The sequence below is a fragment of the Pseudocolwellia antarctica genome, assembly GCF_049933045.1.
Taxonomy (GTDB): domain Bacteria; phylum Pseudomonadota; class Gammaproteobacteria; order Enterobacterales; family Alteromonadaceae; genus Pseudocolwellia.
Genome location: NZ_CP187926.1, coordinates 2,076,942 through 2,093,442 on the forward strand (window position 1 = coordinate 2,076,942; position 16,501 = coordinate 2,093,442).

The 16,501-nt window shown below is 35.3% G+C and carries 14 protein-coding genes; 6 read left to right on the forward strand and 8 right to left on the reverse strand.

Going from position 1 to position 16,501, the window contains the following annotated elements; genetic code table 11:
* Positions 1 to 56: 56 nt before the first annotated feature.
* The 3 genes from dapB to ACPUVN_RS09025 form a co-directional block, all read right to left on the reverse strand.
* Positions 57 to 860, reverse strand: coding sequence for a 4-hydroxy-tetrahydrodipicolinate reductase (dapB, locus tag ACPUVN_RS09015; protein WP_426356948.1), 804 nt, complete (start codon positions 858 to 860; stop codon positions 57 to 59).
* A 42-nt stretch (positions 861 to 902) separates the two neighbouring features.
* Entirely contained in the window at positions 903 to 1,334 is a 432-nt protein-coding gene (locus ACPUVN_RS09020; RefSeq protein WP_426356947.1) for a hypothetical protein, read from the reverse strand.
* A gap of 95 nt (positions 1,335 to 1,429) precedes the next feature.
* Positions 1,430 to 2,053: an FKBP-type peptidyl-prolyl cis-trans isomerase gene (locus tag ACPUVN_RS09025; protein WP_426356946.1), complete on the reverse strand. Its 624-nt coding sequence runs from the start codon at positions 2,051 to 2,053 to the stop codon at positions 1,430 to 1,432.
* Between the two features lie 453 nt (positions 2,054 to 2,506).
* On the opposite strand from ACPUVN_RS09025, the gene ACPUVN_RS09030 reads away from it, so the two are divergent.
* On the forward strand, positions 2,507 to 3,835 hold the full coding sequence (locus tag ACPUVN_RS09030; protein WP_426356945.1) for a Na+/H+ antiporter NhaC family protein: 1,329 nt from the start codon (positions 2,507 to 2,509) through the stop codon (positions 3,833 to 3,835).
* 127 nt (positions 3,836 to 3,962) lie between these two features.
* Here the strand turns inward: ACPUVN_RS09030 and ACPUVN_RS09035 are convergent, their stop codons facing one another.
* Both ACPUVN_RS09035 and ACPUVN_RS09040 read right to left on the reverse strand, forming a co-directional pair.
* Positions 3,963 to 4,796: a M48 family metallopeptidase gene (locus ACPUVN_RS09035; RefSeq protein WP_426356944.1), complete on the reverse strand. Its 834-nt coding sequence runs from the start codon at positions 4,794 to 4,796 to the stop codon at positions 3,963 to 3,965.
* Positions 4,797 to 4,873: 77 nt separating this feature from the next.
* On the reverse strand, positions 4,874 to 6,295 hold the full coding sequence (locus tag ACPUVN_RS09040; RefSeq protein ID WP_426356943.1) for a PLP-dependent aminotransferase family protein: 1,422 nt from the start codon (positions 6,293 to 6,295) through the stop codon (positions 4,874 to 4,876).
* A 202-nt stretch (positions 6,296 to 6,497) separates the two neighbouring features.
* Here ACPUVN_RS09040 and ACPUVN_RS09045 point away from each other — a divergent pair, with 202 nt between their 5' ends.
* The 3 genes from ACPUVN_RS09045 to ACPUVN_RS09055 all read left to right on the forward strand — a co-directional run bounded on the left by ACPUVN_RS09045 (position 6,498) and on the right by ACPUVN_RS09055 (position 11,184).
* Positions 6,498 to 7,358 carry an NAD(P)-dependent oxidoreductase gene (locus tag ACPUVN_RS09045; RefSeq protein ID WP_426356942.1) on the forward strand — a complete coding sequence of 287 codons (861 nt, stop codon included), beginning with the start codon at positions 6,498 to 6,500 and terminating at the stop codon, positions 7,356 to 7,358.
* Between the two features lie 174 nt (positions 7,359 to 7,532).
* Positions 7,533 to 9,167 carry a methyl-accepting chemotaxis protein gene (locus ACPUVN_RS09050; protein WP_426356941.1) on the forward strand — a complete coding sequence of 545 codons (1,635 nt, stop codon included), beginning with the start codon at positions 7,533 to 7,535 and terminating at the stop codon, positions 9,165 to 9,167.
* A gap of 382 nt (positions 9,168 to 9,549) precedes the next feature.
* Positions 9,550 to 11,184 carry a methyl-accepting chemotaxis protein gene (locus tag ACPUVN_RS09055; RefSeq protein ID WP_426356940.1) on the forward strand — a complete coding sequence of 545 codons (1,635 nt, stop codon included), beginning with the start codon at positions 9,550 to 9,552 and terminating at the stop codon, positions 11,182 to 11,184.
* Between the two features lie 128 nt (positions 11,185 to 11,312).
* Here ACPUVN_RS09055 and ACPUVN_RS09060 read toward each other — a convergent pair whose 3' ends face one another.
* Both ACPUVN_RS09060 and queE read right to left on the reverse strand, forming a co-directional pair.
* On the reverse strand, positions 11,313 to 12,722 hold the full coding sequence (locus tag ACPUVN_RS09060) for a TonB-dependent receptor (RefSeq protein WP_426356939.1): 1,410 nt from the start codon (positions 12,720 to 12,722) through the stop codon (positions 11,313 to 11,315).
* Between the two features lie 337 nt (positions 12,723 to 13,059).
* Positions 13,060 to 13,737 carry a 7-carboxy-7-deazaguanine synthase QueE gene (gene queE, locus ACPUVN_RS09065; protein WP_426370491.1) on the reverse strand — a complete coding sequence of 226 codons (678 nt, stop codon included), beginning with the start codon at positions 13,735 to 13,737 and terminating at the stop codon, positions 13,060 to 13,062.
* Between the two features lie 86 nt (positions 13,738 to 13,823).
* Here queE and queC point away from each other — a divergent pair, with 86 nt between their 5' ends.
* Together queC and ACPUVN_RS09075 are read left to right on the forward strand one after the other, a co-directional pair.
* Positions 13,824 to 14,483 (forward strand): 7-cyano-7-deazaguanine synthase QueC, encoded by a 660-nt coding sequence (queC, locus tag ACPUVN_RS09070; RefSeq protein ID WP_426356937.1) that lies wholly within the window; start codon positions 13,824 to 13,826, stop codon positions 14,481 to 14,483.
* A 93-nt stretch (positions 14,484 to 14,576) separates the two neighbouring features.
* Positions 14,577 to 15,413, forward strand: coding sequence for a glycosyltransferase (locus ACPUVN_RS09075; RefSeq protein WP_426356936.1), 837 nt, complete (start codon positions 14,577 to 14,579; stop codon positions 15,411 to 15,413).
* A 71-nt stretch (positions 15,414 to 15,484) separates the two neighbouring features.
* On the opposite strand, the gene pyrD is transcribed toward ACPUVN_RS09075, so the two are convergent.
* A complete protein-coding gene (gene pyrD, locus ACPUVN_RS09080; protein ID WP_426370492.1) occupies positions 15,485 to 16,495 on the reverse strand; it encodes a quinone-dependent dihydroorotate dehydrogenase in 1,011 nt (336 codons plus the stop codon).
* Positions 16,496 to 16,501 lie beyond the last annotated feature (6 nt).

The following is a 16,501-nucleotide window of genomic DNA, read 5'->3' on the forward strand; positions in this document are numbered from 1 at the left end:
TTTATTTGAATTTTTATTCAAAACTGCCAAAAGTAGCAGTTATCTTAAAAAAACTTTTATTTCAAACCTAAAACATCCTGCATATCGTAATAGCCATTATCAGCTTCACTCAACCAAAATGCGGCGCGCATAGCACCTAAAGCAAATGTCATACGTGAACTGGCTTTGTGGGTGATTTCTAAACGTTCGCCAATATCAGCAAAAAATGCAGTATGCTCCCCTACTATGTCGCCAGCTCTTACAGTAGCAAAACCTATGGTTTCTTTATCGCGCTCACCTGTGATGCCTTCTCGACCATAAACAGCACACTTATTTAAGTCTCTGCCTAGGGTGTCTGCAATCACTTGTCCCATTTTTACAGCGGTTCCAGACGGTGCGTCTTTCTTAAATCTATGATGAGCTTCAAATATTTCAATATCAGTATGTTCACCAATCGCTTTCGCGGTGATCTCTAATAGCTTAAATAATAAGTTAACACCGACGCTTGTATTAGGCGCAAGTATCACTGGGATAGTTTCACCAGATTGTTTAATTTCATCGACTTGTTGGTCATTAAAGCCTGTAGTACCAATAACTAAGGCTTTATTATGTTGCTGACACCATTTTATGTTCTCTAGTGTGGTTTCTATTGAGGTAAAATCAATAAATACATCAGCTTCAAGTAGTTCATTTAGATCAACAGAGGTTTTAGAACCTATAGCACCAATACCAGCTAGCTCACCTAAATCAAAATCAACAAATGAAGACGATGCTCTAACGCTACCGCCTACTAATTCAATTGATTCATGCTCGATTGCTGCTTGAATTAAATTGCGGCCCATTCGACCACTACATCCTAATATAGCTACTTTTACTTTCATTCTTTGTCTCTTTATTTCTTAAAATCAAATATCTAAAATGTTTTACGTTATTTTGAAAGGCTGAGCTAATTCAATAGCATTTTCTATTTCGTGTGAAACAACACTCACTATTTTCCCTATACTTTCTGAGCTTTCATCATTCGCGATATGATAAAACGCAGAAAAATCGGTAAACAACTCGTTATTTTCATCATAAAACAACCAATTTATACATACATCTAAAGTGTTCTTTTGACAATATTGATAGCTGGATTTATCTGCAACTATACGAGAAATATTGGCATGCTTTAAAATAGTAAATATATCTATAAATTCTTGTTTAAATTGTTCTTCATTTTGTAAGTAAGCAATCTTTTCAGGTGTATGTAATGTACAAGGTAAATGATAACAACTTAATGCGGCTGCCATATCGTATGCTTTGAATGCATTAATGTAGCGGGTAAATAATTCATTCAACTCGTGTTCTACATTCATTAATCTGTTTACCTAATAGATGCCTGTTAGCAATGTACGTACTGTAAATTGTGCAGATATAAAAAAGCCCTCAACGGAGGGCTTTAAAATAATAACTAACTAACGATAGTTAATAATTCAACTTCAAATATCAAGGTTGCGTATGGAGGAATAGCTCCTTGAGAACCACGCTCGCCGTATGCTAAGTTAAATGGAATGAATAAACGCCATTTAGAACCTTCAGTCATTAGTTGTAATGCTTCAGTCCAACCAGCGATAACACCGCCTACTGGAAACTCAGCAGGTTGACCGCGATCAACAGAGCTATCAAAAACATCGCCGCTAACTAATGAACCGTGGTAATGAACACGAACAGTGCTTTCAGCTGATGGCTTTTCGCCTTCGCCTGTTGCGATTACTTCGTATTGTAAACCTGATTCTGTAACAGATACTTCATCACGCTTTGCATTTTCTAATAAAAATGCTTCGCCTTCAGCTGCTAATTCTTTAGCTGCTTCTTGCTCTTGCTCTTGTAATTTTTTAGAGATAATACCAAAAGCTTCATTTAAGTCTTCTTCGCTTACTTGGCTTGCAACGTCTGCAATAGCGTCAGCTATACCAGCTTGTACTGCTGTTACGTCGAAATCTTTAAATGGGTTGTTACGTAATTGGTCACCTAATTGACGACCTACACCGTAACTTACACGTGCTTCGATTGAATCAAATTTGTTTTCAGACATTATTGGGTCTCTTTTATATCAGCTTTGCTTTTCTGTATTTAAATAACTTACTCACAATTAACTCGTTTATATAAACATTGAGGCTAATTGTTCAACTTTTAAACACAGATCCGCTTTAAATAAATTTCGCGCGAAATAATAGCACAAAACATATATTCAAGCCACTTCAAGATAGACGTTTTAGCTTTGAATATGGGACGAATGTTGAGTGATATTGTTAATGAATAATTCAACGCCCAGTTCAATCATTATATAGCGGTGTTATGTTCACTCGACAGTTTACCGTTAGACTTAAAAGTTCTGCGTTATTTAAAAAACAGATAAGCATAGGCCAAAGACAGAGCCAGTACAGTGATATTGGTGAGCTAAGCTGGCTTGATTAGATTTCCTAAAGCTTGAGCCTTTGGGCAATAAAGTTAATAATACTGTCCTGCATTCTTATTAGATTAGATTATGACGTCAAACAGCAATTCACATACACAAACATCAGAAGAAAAAAGCTTAATCAGTTTATTACCCTTTGGTGTGTTTTTAGGATTATTTTTAGGTACAGGTATTGTTTTAACCTTAAATGGTGTCGATTTTGCTTTTTATCAATTACCAGCAAGCATAGCGATAATTCCAGCAATTCTTTTTGCTATATTTTTAGGTAAAGCTTCAATAAACACGCAAATTAACCAATTTATTGATGGTGCAGGTCATAACAACATTATTACCATGTGTGTTATTTACTTACTAGCAGGAGCTTTTGCCACAGTTGCTAAATCTACAGGGAGTGTTGATGCAAGTGTGCAGCTTGGCTTATCAGTATTTCCTGATTACCTACTATTACCTGGTTTATTTATTGTTGCGGCCTGTTTATCTACTGCCATGGGCACGTCAATGGGTACCATCGCAGCGATTGCACCTATTGCTTTAGGCTTTATAGAAACCGCCAATTTAGACGCAGGTATAGTGGCAGGTTGTATTATCTCAGGTGCTATATTCGGTGATAATTTATCTTTTATTTCTGACACAACAATAGCCTCCACCCGAAGTCAGGGCGCTAAAATGAGCGATAAGTTTAAGGTTAACTTTAAATTTGCCATTCCCGCCGCACTCATTTGTTTAGTTATATTCTTTATTATTGGTGAAGATATTCCATTTGAACAAGCTACAGACATTTCTTTGATTGGTCTTATTCCTTATATAGTAATTCTAATATTAGCTTTATCAGGTGTTAATGTGTTTGTTGTGTTAATTGTCGGAATTATTTTAGCTGCCGCTATAGGTATGCTGAGTAATGATTATCAATTATCCACTTGGGTTAATGATATAAACGCGGGCTTCTCGGGCATGCAAGATACTATGATATTAGCTTTATTTATTGGTGGTTTAAGTGAATTAATTAAACAGCAAGGTGGATTAGCCGCATTAACTTCGGGTGTAAAATCTTTAGCTAATAAACTTTGCCCAAACAATAAAAAGCGATCAGCGGGTATTGGTATTGCGGGTTTAGCTTTTGCTTGTAACTTCTTCACTGCAAATAATACCGTATCTATTATAGTGACGGGTGAAGCAGCTAAAAACTTAGCCACTGATGGTGATTTACCGCCAGCTCACTCCGCCAGTATTTTAGATATATATGCTTGTATCAGCCAAGGACTTTTACCTTATGGCGCTCAAGCCCTGTTATTAGGTGCTACTCTTAAAATATCGCCCGTTGAAGTGGTGCTAAGTTCCTTCTATCCTATGGTATTATTTTTTGTCGGTGGTTATGCTTTTTGGCGAGCAACAAAGTAACTCCATTACATCACCTGCTATCAACTAAAATGAATACATAAAAAAGGGCGTAAAACCTTAAGTTTTACGCCCTTTTTGCATCTAAGAATGTATAGATTAGCTAATTTTAACTCGTATTAACGACAAGTTAACTTTTTGGTGTTTCTGCTACTTCAGAAATAGGTATATAACTAGGCTTTACACAAGTTGGTGCTTTAGTGCCTGCCATTAACTTTTTAGATTCGGCTAAATGATCAGTTAGTTGCTTTATACGGGTTGTATTTGAAGGATGCGTTGATAAAAATTCAGGCTGAGATGAGGTAGAGTTTTTCGCCATATTTTCCCATAGTCTAATACTTGCACTTGGTTCAAAACCTGATTTAGCCATAAGGTCTTGGCCTACAATATCAGCTTCACTTTCATGGGTTCTGCCATATGGCATTAATACGCCGTATTGAACACCCAAACCTAAGCCAGCCATCCAAAGTGCTTGATTTTGATTTTGCTGAATAGCAAGTGCCACACCCGCTAATGCTAATCCACCTTGCGCCACTTGGTTTGAAGATAAACGTTCATTAGAGTGATGTTCTATAACATGCCCTACTTCGTGTCCCATAATTGCAGCAAGCTGGTCTTGGTTTTCAGTAACATTTAAAATGCCAGTATAAACCCCAATTTTCCCACCCGGTAAAGCAAAAGCATTAATTTGTGGTGAATCAAATACTACCACTTCCCAATCACCATCATGTGCTGATTTAGGAACGTTAACTGTAATAGTATCAGCCACACATTGTACAAATTGGTTTGTCGCAGGATCTTTACTAATTTTAACTTCTGCTTTCATTTGTTCGAAAGATGTTGCTCCCATTTTGCTTAATTCTGTATTTGAATAAAGCATAATTTGGTTTCTTCCTGAAGAAGATGTACTACAAGCACTTAGTAATAATTGAGCGACTACAGCACTCAGTAATAATTTTTTCATGAAAATTCCTAATTCAATCATCTAATTGAAGATATGTTTATAATATTCAAATTTTAGCGTGAGATCGACCTTTCAATTCAGTCTTTTAAAAGTTCTTTAATAATATGTAATGCGAATTTTAACTCATCTTCAGACTTTGCAGCCATTAAAGATATTCTTACAGCCGATTGACTAGCAAAACTATCACAAGCTTTAACCTTAGCAGGTTTCCTTTTAATAATATTTTCATCCGCCATAAAATAATCAGCACTTGAGACTAATACACCTCTTTTCTCTAGCGCTTTACTGAAAGCTTCACTTGTCCATTTATCAGGTAAAGTTAACCATAAATGAAAACTATTTATCTGTGAGATAACTTTTACCGATAGCTCCTCAGCTTTGAGTATTTGTCGGGCAATAGTTTGACGCTTACGAGCAATATCACTTTGTTGATGTTGAATAGCTAATGCTTGTCCTGAAAATATGAGTTTAGCGGCTATAGCTAAAGTCATTGGCACAGGCATCCATATTGTATTACGTATAGTCGCCTCGATTCGCTGTTTAAACGCTTCGGGAAACACAATAAAACCAACGCGTAATCCAGGAAAGATACATTTAGATAAACTACTTAAATAAAAACCATGCTTAGGTGCAAAGTTAGATATGGCTGGTAGTTCAGGACTCAAAAAACCATACACATCGTCATCAATCATCCAAATATTGTTTTTTATCACTATGTCAGCAATAGCTTGCCTGCGGCTAATGGGCATAACAGATGCCGTTGGATTTTGATGAGAAGCAACCACAATTATTAGCTTAATGTCGTGCTGTTCAATAGCAGCTTCTAATGACTGAGGACTCATTCCTTCTTCGTCCATACTTATAGGAATAAGTTTCCTACCAAACTGTTTAGCTAACGAGATAATACCTGGGTAACAAAGCGCTTCTACAGCAATACTATCGCCATATTCAGTGAGCGTATTAATCAGTACCATCAGACCATGTTGAGCACCACTACATAACGAAACACCTTTATCATCCAATAATATACCTTGAGTGCTAAGCCAATGATGCGCAGCTTGGTGATCCGTTAAACTACCTCCAGCAACGTTATAGTCCATTAAATCAGATAACTGAGATTGTTCACTAAGCTGTTTTATTTGCTCGGTAATTTGCTGATTAGCAATATTAACTTGTGGCTTGATGATAGAAAGATTAATACTTTTAAGATCATTCGCTTTAATCGCTTGAGGTAAAACAGGACATGATGAAACAAAACTCCCCTTGCCAACTTTGCTACTAATTAACCCTTTGCGTTCAGCTTCTTTATAGACTTTAGTAACCGTAGCAATAGCAATTGATAATATTGAAGCGAGCTCTCTGTGAGTAGGCAGTTTGTCACCTGCTTTTAATACGCCTTGTTCAATGGCTGAACTTAGCTGTAAAAGGAGCGTTTGATGTAACGTTAACTTACTTTTCTTGTGATCAATGCCATCAAGCCAATGTAATGATTCAGACATTCCTCTCCCTTAATGAATAAGTAAAACAAGCAACAGTAGTACAATCTACACATTGTACTACTCGCAGTGATAAAAGCTTAAATTTTTTCACGTTAATGCTCATAAAAACGCTGAATACCTTCACAATAAATCGCTTCTTTCGCTAATTACTGATTAAATAATTATCTTATTTTAGTAGCATATTTTTAGCGGAGTATTTTAAATGAAAGTAGCATTTATTGGTTTAGGTACAATGGGATATTCTATGGCGGGTCACTTACAAAATAGTGGCTTAAACGTTACCGTATTCAATAGAACACAAACGAAAGCACTTGCATGGCAAAGTGAATATAACGGTGCTATTGCCCTTACACCTAAAGAAGCAGTAAAAGATGCTGAACTAGTTATGTGCTGTGTAGGTAACGACAATGATTTACGTGATGTTTGCTTCAGTGAAAATGGCATATTAGCAGGATTAAAAGCTGGAGCTATTTTAGTTGACCACACAACCACATCAGCTGAAGTTGCTAAAGAAATATCTATTGCTTGCCTCAAGCAAAACAATGAATTTTTAGATGCACCTGTATCAGGTGGTGAAATTGGCGCACAAAACGGCGCATTAACCATAATGGTAGGCGGTGATGAAGCAAAATTTACACAAATAGAAAGCACGCTTAATATCTACGCTAAACAAGTAACACGATTAGGTGAAGTAGGTGCAGGTCAAACATGTAAAATGGTTAATCAACTTTGTATCGCTGGTATATTACAAGGGCTATCAGAAGGTTTAACATTAGCACAAAAGTCAGGGCTAGATTTAGTCACGGTAAGAGATGTTCTTAAACATGGCGCCGCGCAATCATGGCAGCTAGAGCAACGCACCCATACCATGGCAGCAGATGAATTTGATTTTGGTTTTGCTATAGATTGGATGAGAAAAGATCTAGCCATATGTCTTGAACAAGCCGAAAAACTGCATGTAAATTTACCTGTCGCAAAAATGGTAGATGCCTCTTACGAACGTCTACAGCAACAAGGCTTTAACCGTTGCGATACTTCTGTATTGATTAAAGATATTAAGTAATAAATACTAATCTATGCTATACCTGATCTAAACTTAACTCGAAAGTAATATGATCAGGTAAAAAGTAAAATCGAATGCTCTTCAAAAGTGTATACAAAATGGAAAAAAACAATCTATAGCTTATATTTACATGTAATCAGCTAAAAGAGCTGCTCAGAATAATTAAGGCTTTATATGAACATTAGAAACCTAAAAATAAAACGTCGTTTACAGCTTAATCTAGTCATTGTATTTATCTCTTTCGTCATTTTCATTCTTTTAACCCTAAATGCATTTAAATCATCACTCTTAGAGCAAAAATATGAGAAGACTGAAAATTTAGTTGGCGTTGCATATGATGTTATTGAATATAACTTTTCTCGAATAAAGCTAGAAGGAATAAGCACAGAAGAAGCACAAGAAGCAGCTAAAAGTACTATTAATTCATTACGCTACGATAAAATAAATTATTATTGGATTAATGATTATTCAGCAACCATGATAATGCACCCAATTAAACCGGCATTAATTGGAAAAGATTTATCAGAGTTTAAAGATCCTAACGGCTTAAAATTATTTCAAGAAATAGTAAATGTTGCTAAGAGGCAAAATGAAGGTTTCTTATCATTCTACTGGGCTAAGCAAACAGGAGAAGAACCTATAGAAAAAGTCGGTTATGTTAAAGGCTTTAAGGAATGGGGCTGGATTGTAGGTTCAGGTATTTATCTTGATGATGTGGATGCTGAATTTGCTTCCATGGCAATACTTACCTCTAGTATTGGTGGTATTGCCTTTATTATTTTTACAATTTTCACTGTATTTATTCAACGTTCTATCCTTAAACCATTGAATGAAACTGTTGAAATGATCACAGATATTAGTGAAGGAGAAGGTGATCTCACCAGACGCTTACAGGTTAAAGGAAACGATGAACTTACAAGTTTAACTCGTGGTTTTAATATGTTTTCTGAAAAAATAGCTCGCTTAGTGACGGATGTAGATTCAAGTGCGGTTCAAGTTAAAGATAATGCCAAATCTTTAGATAACTTAAACCAAAAAGCTAAATCATTAGCTGAACAACAAAACGATCAAACAGGTCAACTTGAACATTCAATGCAAGAAATGCAGGCTACGATTAATGAAATAGCTAAAAATGCTGAATATGCTGCGCTTGAAACAAATCAAGGTAAAGATTTAGCTTATGAAGGACAAAATATTGTACTTAATACCGTAAAAGAAATTGAAGCCTTATCAGTAAATGTTCAAGAAGCTTCTGAAGTTATTAAAACACTGGCTGATGAAACAGAGAACATAGGTACAGTACTCGATGTAATAAGAAGCATAGCTGACCAAACTAACCTACTCGCACTTAACGCAGCTATTGAAGCCGCTAGGGCTGGAGAGCATGGCAGAGGTTTTGCCGTAGTCGCTGATGAAGTAAGAACTTTGGCGAGTAGAACGGGACAATCCACCGAAGAAATACAAAAAATGATTTATAAGCTACAACAAGGCAGTAGCTCTGCCGTAGCCGTTATTGAATCAAGTGCGGTAAAAGCTATTGAAACAACCACTCATGTTAATCAAGCCAATGACGCGTTATATAAAATTTCAGAAGTTATACAACGAATTAACGACATGAATATGCAAATAGCGACAGCGGCAGAAGAGCAATCATTATCAGCTAATGAAATTAACGAAAGTGTGCAACGTATTTCAACTTTATCGCATGAGTCTTTGGAAGGTACAGAGTCTGCAGCTCAACGTTCTTCAGAGTTAAATGATATGGGAGAAAATTTATTACAAAAGCTCAGCTCTTTTAAAGTCAATTAATAGCCTATATTACAGTAAGTAAAAGCGAGTTATTGCAGTAAGCTAATAACTCGCTTCCTTAAATAAATTCATTTTCAGCGTATAATTATCAAATAACAAAATTGACTTAGATCCTACATATAAAATGTATCAATCAACTTTTTATTACTCGACACACACCCCTTTCCTTATAAAGTTTATCTGGTTTTAAACACTAATCTACTGTGTATCTATTTTGAATGATTAGACCCAGAAAATCTAACAGCTTGACTCTAAGGTAATACTTGCTTGTTAATAAGAAAAGTAGATTTCAAATGATATACAAAATGGAAAAAAATCAATCCATAGCTTATATTTATATATAATCAGCTAAAAAAGCTGATCTAAATAATTAAGGCTTAATATGAATATTAGAAACCTCAAAATAAAACGTCGTTTACAGCTTAATTTAGTTATTGTATTTATCTCTTTCATTACCTTCATATTTTTGACCCTAAATGCATTCAAATCATCACTTTTAGAGCAAAAATATGAAAAAACTCAAAACCTAGTTGAAGTCGCTTATGAAATTATTGAGCATAACTTTAGCTTAATAAAATCTGAAGGTATAAGTTCACTTGAAGCACAAAAATTAGCTAAAAGTGCCATAAATGCTCTGCGATACGATAAAACAAATTATTACTGGATAAATGATTATTCAGCAACCATGATAATGCATCCGATCAAACCCGCATTAAATGGTAAAGACCTATCTAAATTTGAAGATCCAAACGGCTTAATGTTATTTCAAGAAATGGTAAATATTGTAAAAAAACAAAATGAAGGTTTTGTTCCTTATTACTGGGCTAAAAATACAGGCGAAAAACCGGTAGCTAAAATTAGTTATGTTAAAGGCTTCAACCAATGGGGTTGGATTGTAGGTTCAGGTATTTATCTTGATGATGTTGATGCTGAATTTTCTTCTATGGCTATTTTAACTTCAAGTATTGGATCAATTGCATTCTTTGTTTTTGCAGTCTTCACTGTATTTATTCAACGTTCTATCCTTAAACCATTGAATGAAACTGTTGAAATGATCACAGATATTAGTGAAGGTGAAGGAGATCTCACTAGACGTTTAGAAGTTAAAGGAAACGATGAACTTACGAGTTTAACCCGTGGCTTTAATATGTTTTCTGAAAAAATAGGTCGCTTAGTGACGGATGTAGATTCAAGTGCGGTTCAAGTTAAAGATAATGCAAAATTTTTAGATAACTTAAACCAAAAAGCTAAATCATTGGCTGAACAACAAAATGATCAAACAGGTCAACTTGAACATTCAATGCAAGAAATGCAAACCACAATTAATGAAATAGCTAAGAATGCAGAATGTGCTGCACATGAAACAAATGATGGGAAAGATTTAGCAAATGAAGGACAAAATATTGTACTTAACACCGTAAAAGAAATTGAAGCCTTATCGGTAAATGTTCAAGAAGCTTCTGAAGTGATTAAAACCCTTGCTGATGAAACTGAAAGCATAGGCACAGTATTAGATGTGATAAGAAGTATAGCTGACCAAACGAATCTACTCGCACTTAACGCAGCTATTGAAGCTGCTAGAGCTGGAGAGCATGGCAGAGGTTTTGCCGTAGTCGCTGATGAAGTAAGAACTTTAGCGAGTAGAACGGGACAATCTACCGAAGAAATACAAAAAATGATTTATAAACTGCAACAAGGCAGTAGCTCTGCCGTAGCAGTTATTGAATCAAGTGCGGTAAAAGCTATTGAAACAACCTCTCATGTTAACCAAGCCAATGATGCGTTATATAAAATTTCAGAAGTTATACAACGAATTAATGACATGAATATGCAAATAGCCACCGCAGCTGAGGAGCAATCGTTATCAGCCAATGAAATTAACGAAAGTGTACAGCGTATTTCAACCTTATCGCATGAGTCTTTAGAAGGAACTGAATCTGCAGCTCAACGTTCTTCAGAGTTGAATGATATGGGGGAAAACTTATTGCAGAAGCTCAGCTCTTTCAAAGTGAGTTAATACAGTTAGGTTCTTTAACTTAAATAGATGAAATAAAAAATGCTCAACTACTTAGTAGTTGAGCATTTTTTTCATAGTAAGTTAACTTATAAATTAAATTACAGCATTGTAATAAAAGCTAAAAATATTTATTTACAACCAAACAATTTGTTCGTTTTAATTTCTTCTACTGCTGCTTCAGGAACAGAACTTTCCCAACCATCAGAACCAGACGCTAGCTGTTTTAATACTTCTCTTGAGTAGATACGACATAAGTTAGTATCGCTACATTCAATACCTGAAATAAAGTTATTCTCTAATAAATGCTTATATAAGTAACGTAAGTGATCAGGCACTCTTACTTTTGAAAAATCAGTGAGCTCACCTACATCATCAAGTTCAGGATAAACAAACATACGAGTATTATCTGGGAACAACTTACCAAAAGCTTCAAGAATTCCACCTTCTACGCCACGATAATATTGTTCATCAAATATTTGTCGCATATTCATCATACCCACAACAATACCAATTTGTAATTGTGTATATTGGCGGAAGTAAGCACGAAGAGAGAAGTAACGAGTATAATCTGAAATCATTACGCTATAGCCTAATGAGTTAAGTAGTCGTACTCGAGCAATAATATCCGCCTCAGGTACTTTAGCGTCGTTACCGTGAGGGTCATTTAGCGATATTTCAGCTATCGCTATAGTGCTCTTCCCATCTAAATTATTAAGTGCATTGAAAGATTTTTTACCTTGCTCAATCATATCAACATTCAATTTAGTTACAGGCTTAAACGAACCACGAATTGTTAATACATTCTTCTTGTATAACATATCAGCTGGAACAGTAACTGAGCCATCAGGTTTGAACATAATGGCACGCGTTTTCCAGCTACGAATTAAGTGAAGGTTGATGGCACGGTTATCGATATCTTCAAAATAAGGTCCTTCGAACTCAATCGCATCAATTTCTATACGATCTTTACCAATATTGTCTGTTAACGAATCAATAATATTTTTAGGATTTTCAAAATAATAATAAGCGGCATATATTAAATTTACACCTAAATCACCTAATGCAGCTTGTTGTAACTCAGCATTTTCATCATGCATACGTACATGAATAGTGATATTTGATGGCTCAGCGCCTGGATACATTTGAACTCGAACACCACACCAAGCATGACATTCATTTTTACGGTTAAAACTTTTTGCTGCAACAGTTGCTGCATAAGAGAAATAGCGTGACGATTTAGAGCGTATGTCCCCTACTCGGTCAACAACCAAGTCAAACTCTTGAGTCATCATTGCTTTTACACGAGCTTTACTTACATAACGCCTATCTTCTTGTACACCATAAATAGCGTCAGAAAACTTCATATCGTAAGCAGACATCGTTTTAGCGATAGTACCTGCAGCTGCTCCAGCTAAAAAGAATTGCCTAGCAACTTCTTGACCTGCACCAATTTCAACAATAGTACCGTACTTTTTTTCATCAAGGTTTAGACGTAAGGCTTTGTTACTAGTACTGCGCGAGCTAACTTTTTTGTCCATGAGTTCTCCAAACTTCATCAAGAGGTTCACAATAGCTTATCTAACTAAACTCAATTAAGTAAGGTTAAAAATAAGCAACATGTAAGGATATAGTTTTTATTAATTATATATATTATAACGACTTCTTAGGACTTTGTTATTAAATATTATTTTCCTTAACAACTATATAAAAGGGAATAGTATAAATAAGGCTCAAAACTGGGATAATAAGAACTTTAAAGGCAAATTTTATCTGTTAGATTTCCCATAAAAGGGATGTAAGAATGGACAAAATAATGAAACTTACCTTGTTGAGTTATTTTTCTGTTTCAAAAAAATCAAGTAAAACTAATTGAATCTACTCAATACCAATATATTTATGCACTTGAATAGACAAACGCCAGTTGTTTTTAATACAAGTTTCAATGGCTAATTCAGTCGCGCGTTGTTTTTGGCTAATAGGCTGTAAATAAATAGGTGTATCAGTTACTTCATGTTCAGCTAATAAGTTAGTTAACTCTTCAACATGATGTTCCGTCGCGACAGGATGTTTAATTTCGTTAGCACGATCTAAAGCGCTACGTAGAATTTTATATCCGCCTTTCATATTAATCTTCGGTGACACCGTAACCCAGCACTTATCCGTCACTTGTATTTCAAAAGTACCTGATGTTTCAACCTGACAACTATAACCTTGTACTTCAAAACCTTCACATAAAGGTGTTAAATCAACCATACAAGGTTCACCACCAGTAATAACTATATGCTTAGCTTGATAGCCTTTGGTTTTTACCCAAGCGAGGATCTGTTCAACAGACATGTTTGCCCATTGTGTCGTTTCTTCATTTTTACTTGCCATAATTTCAGTGCTAACTGAATCGTCAAGATTTATGTCCCATGTGTGTTTAGTATCACACCAAGAACACGCTACAGGACAGCCCTGTAGACGAATAAAAATAGAAGGTTGACCTGTAAAAGACCCTTCACCTTGAATGGTTTCGAAGAACTCATTAATTTTATAGCAAGTTGTTTTCACTTTTATGCTTTAGCCTGTGTTGATTTTCTAGTAAAATGCGCGCGATTACTATTCCAATCATTATTATACCTCAAGAGACATTAGAAATGGCTAACAAAGTTGTTGTTATTTATTCAGGCGGCATGGATTCATTCACCGTACTTAATCGCGCTTTAAAAGATGGAAAAGAAGTGTTTGCACTTTCTTTCGATTACGGACAACGACATGTAAAAGAGCTTGAGTGTGCAAGCCATGTTTGTGGAGAACTTAATGTACATCATAAAGTTATTGATATTTCAGCTATCAACCAGTTATTAGCAGGTTCATCATTAACTGATGATATAGATATTCCTGAAGGTCACTACGAAGCTGAAAACATGAAGTCGACTATTGTGCCAAATCGCAACATGATTTTACTTTCATTAGCCGTTGGCTATGCAGTTTCAGTAGGTGCTGAGCAAGTTTATTACGGCGCACATTCTGGTGACCATGCAATTTACCCTGATTGTAGACCTGAATTTGTGATGAAGATGAATGACGTTTGTCAAATTGCAAACTACGAAGCAGTTGAAATATTTAGCCCGTACTTAAATGTTAACAAAACGGCTATTTTAACTGACGGCATCAGCATGAACTTAGACTACAGCCACACATGGACTTGTTATAACGGTCGTGAAAAAGCCTGTGGAAAATGTGGTGCTTGCCAAGAAAGGTTAGAAGCATTTGAAGAAAACAACGTAACTGACCCTATTGCTTATGAAGCTTAAATAATCAAATAATTCAAATGGACAATAGTGTTATGTCACAAGTAAAGCACTATGTGACAAAGCAGCTATTATAGCATTACTATTAAGGATATTATGTTTCAACATTACATATTAACACGCTTTAATTTGCGTAAAGAAGACTGGAATACCACCAAAACAAATACAAAAGTATTAACTGATGAGTGGATGAGGAATCGTCTTGAATTATTTGAGAATTATTGTTTTTCATCTCTTAAGCATCAAAGTGAGAAAAACTTTACGTGGTTAGTTTTCTTTGATACAAGTACACCAGAAGAATTTCGCCAAATAATTAGTCGATTAGATGCAGAATTTACGGCATTCACTCCTATATATATCGATGGTATGAACGCTTTTTATCCATCTATAAAAAAGGAAATACAAGCTAGTCTTACTCAGCCGTACCTTATTACATCAAGACTTGATAACGATGATGCTTTACACCAAGATTATGTAAAAGAAGTTCAGGCTAATTTTAATCAACAAGATTTTATGGCTGTTGATTTTATTGATGGGTTTACTTTGCAAATAGCACCTCAAGTTAGATTCGCTAAACGCTCACATGTGCATAACCCATTTTTAAGTTTGATTGAAAAAAGTGAAGGTTTTAAAACAATTTGGGCAAATGATAGACATGGTGCTTGGTCGAAAACAAAAAAAGTGACACCGATTAGAAATAAACCTATGTGGATGTCTGTGATCCACATGGAGAACAAAGTAAATGATTTTCATGGCTTTGGGAATGTAGATTGGCAAGAAGCATCTAAATTCAATATAAATAAGAATGTGTTAGATGATCTAAAGGCTGAAATGGTTTCATTTGAAAGTTGGAAAAAATCAAGCTTTCAAAATCAAATTAAGACTTCATGGAAGGTAGGCTCTAAACTACTAAAACGAAAGTTAAGCCTTTAATCTATACTATAATTAAATTGCCTAATTAAATTAAAAATAAGTAGGCAGCTTAATCCAACGTTAAAATTAAACTAAAGCGCTTTAACCACGTCTTTAATTAAATCAGGTCCTTGATAAATAAAGCCTGTGTAAACTTGTACTAATTTAGCTCCTGCATCTATTTTCTCTTTCGCGTCAGCACCATTTGAAATACCACCTACACCAATAATAGGTAATTTATTATCTAACGCTTTTGCCAATAACTTGATAATTTGTGTACTTTTTTCTTTTACTGGCGCACCACTTAATCCACCCATCTCTTCGCCATGTTCTAAACCTTCAACGCCTTCACGAGAAAGTGTCGTATTCGTTGCGATTACACCATCGATGTTATTAGCAATTAAACATTCTGCGATAGATTCAACTTCTGGTTCTGTTAAGTCTGGTGCAATTTTCACAGCGAGTGGTACATATTTACCATACTTTTCAGCAAGAACAGTTTGCTCAGCTTTAAGTGATGAAAGTAACTCGTTTAATGCATCACCATATTGTAATGAACGTAAACCAGGGGTGTTCGGTGAAGAGATATTAATCGTGATGTACGATGCAAAGTTATACACTTTTTGCATACAAATAATGTAATCATCTTTTGCATTTTTTTCAGGTGTGTCTTTATTTTTACCTATGTTAATGCCTAAAACACCTTTGAACTGTGCTTTACGTACTTCATCTACTAGGTAATCAACACCTTTGTTATTGAAGCCCATACGGTTAATGACTGCATTAGCTTCAGGTAATCTAAAAATACGTGGTTTTTCGTTACCTGGTTGTGGGCGAGGAGTTACTGTACCGACTTCTACAAAACCAAACCCCATAGCACCAAAAGCAGGAATACATTCGCCATTTTTATCTAACCCTGCAGCTAAACCAATGGGATTAGGAAAGTCGATCCCCATTACCGTAACGGGTTTAGAAGGTACGTTTTGACAATATAACGCTCTTAAAGGTGTAGTACCTGTGCTTTTTAACGCTTTTATAGTCATTTCATGAATAGTTTCAGCGTCAAACTTAAAAAACACTTTACGAATTGCAGAATAAAACATAATACC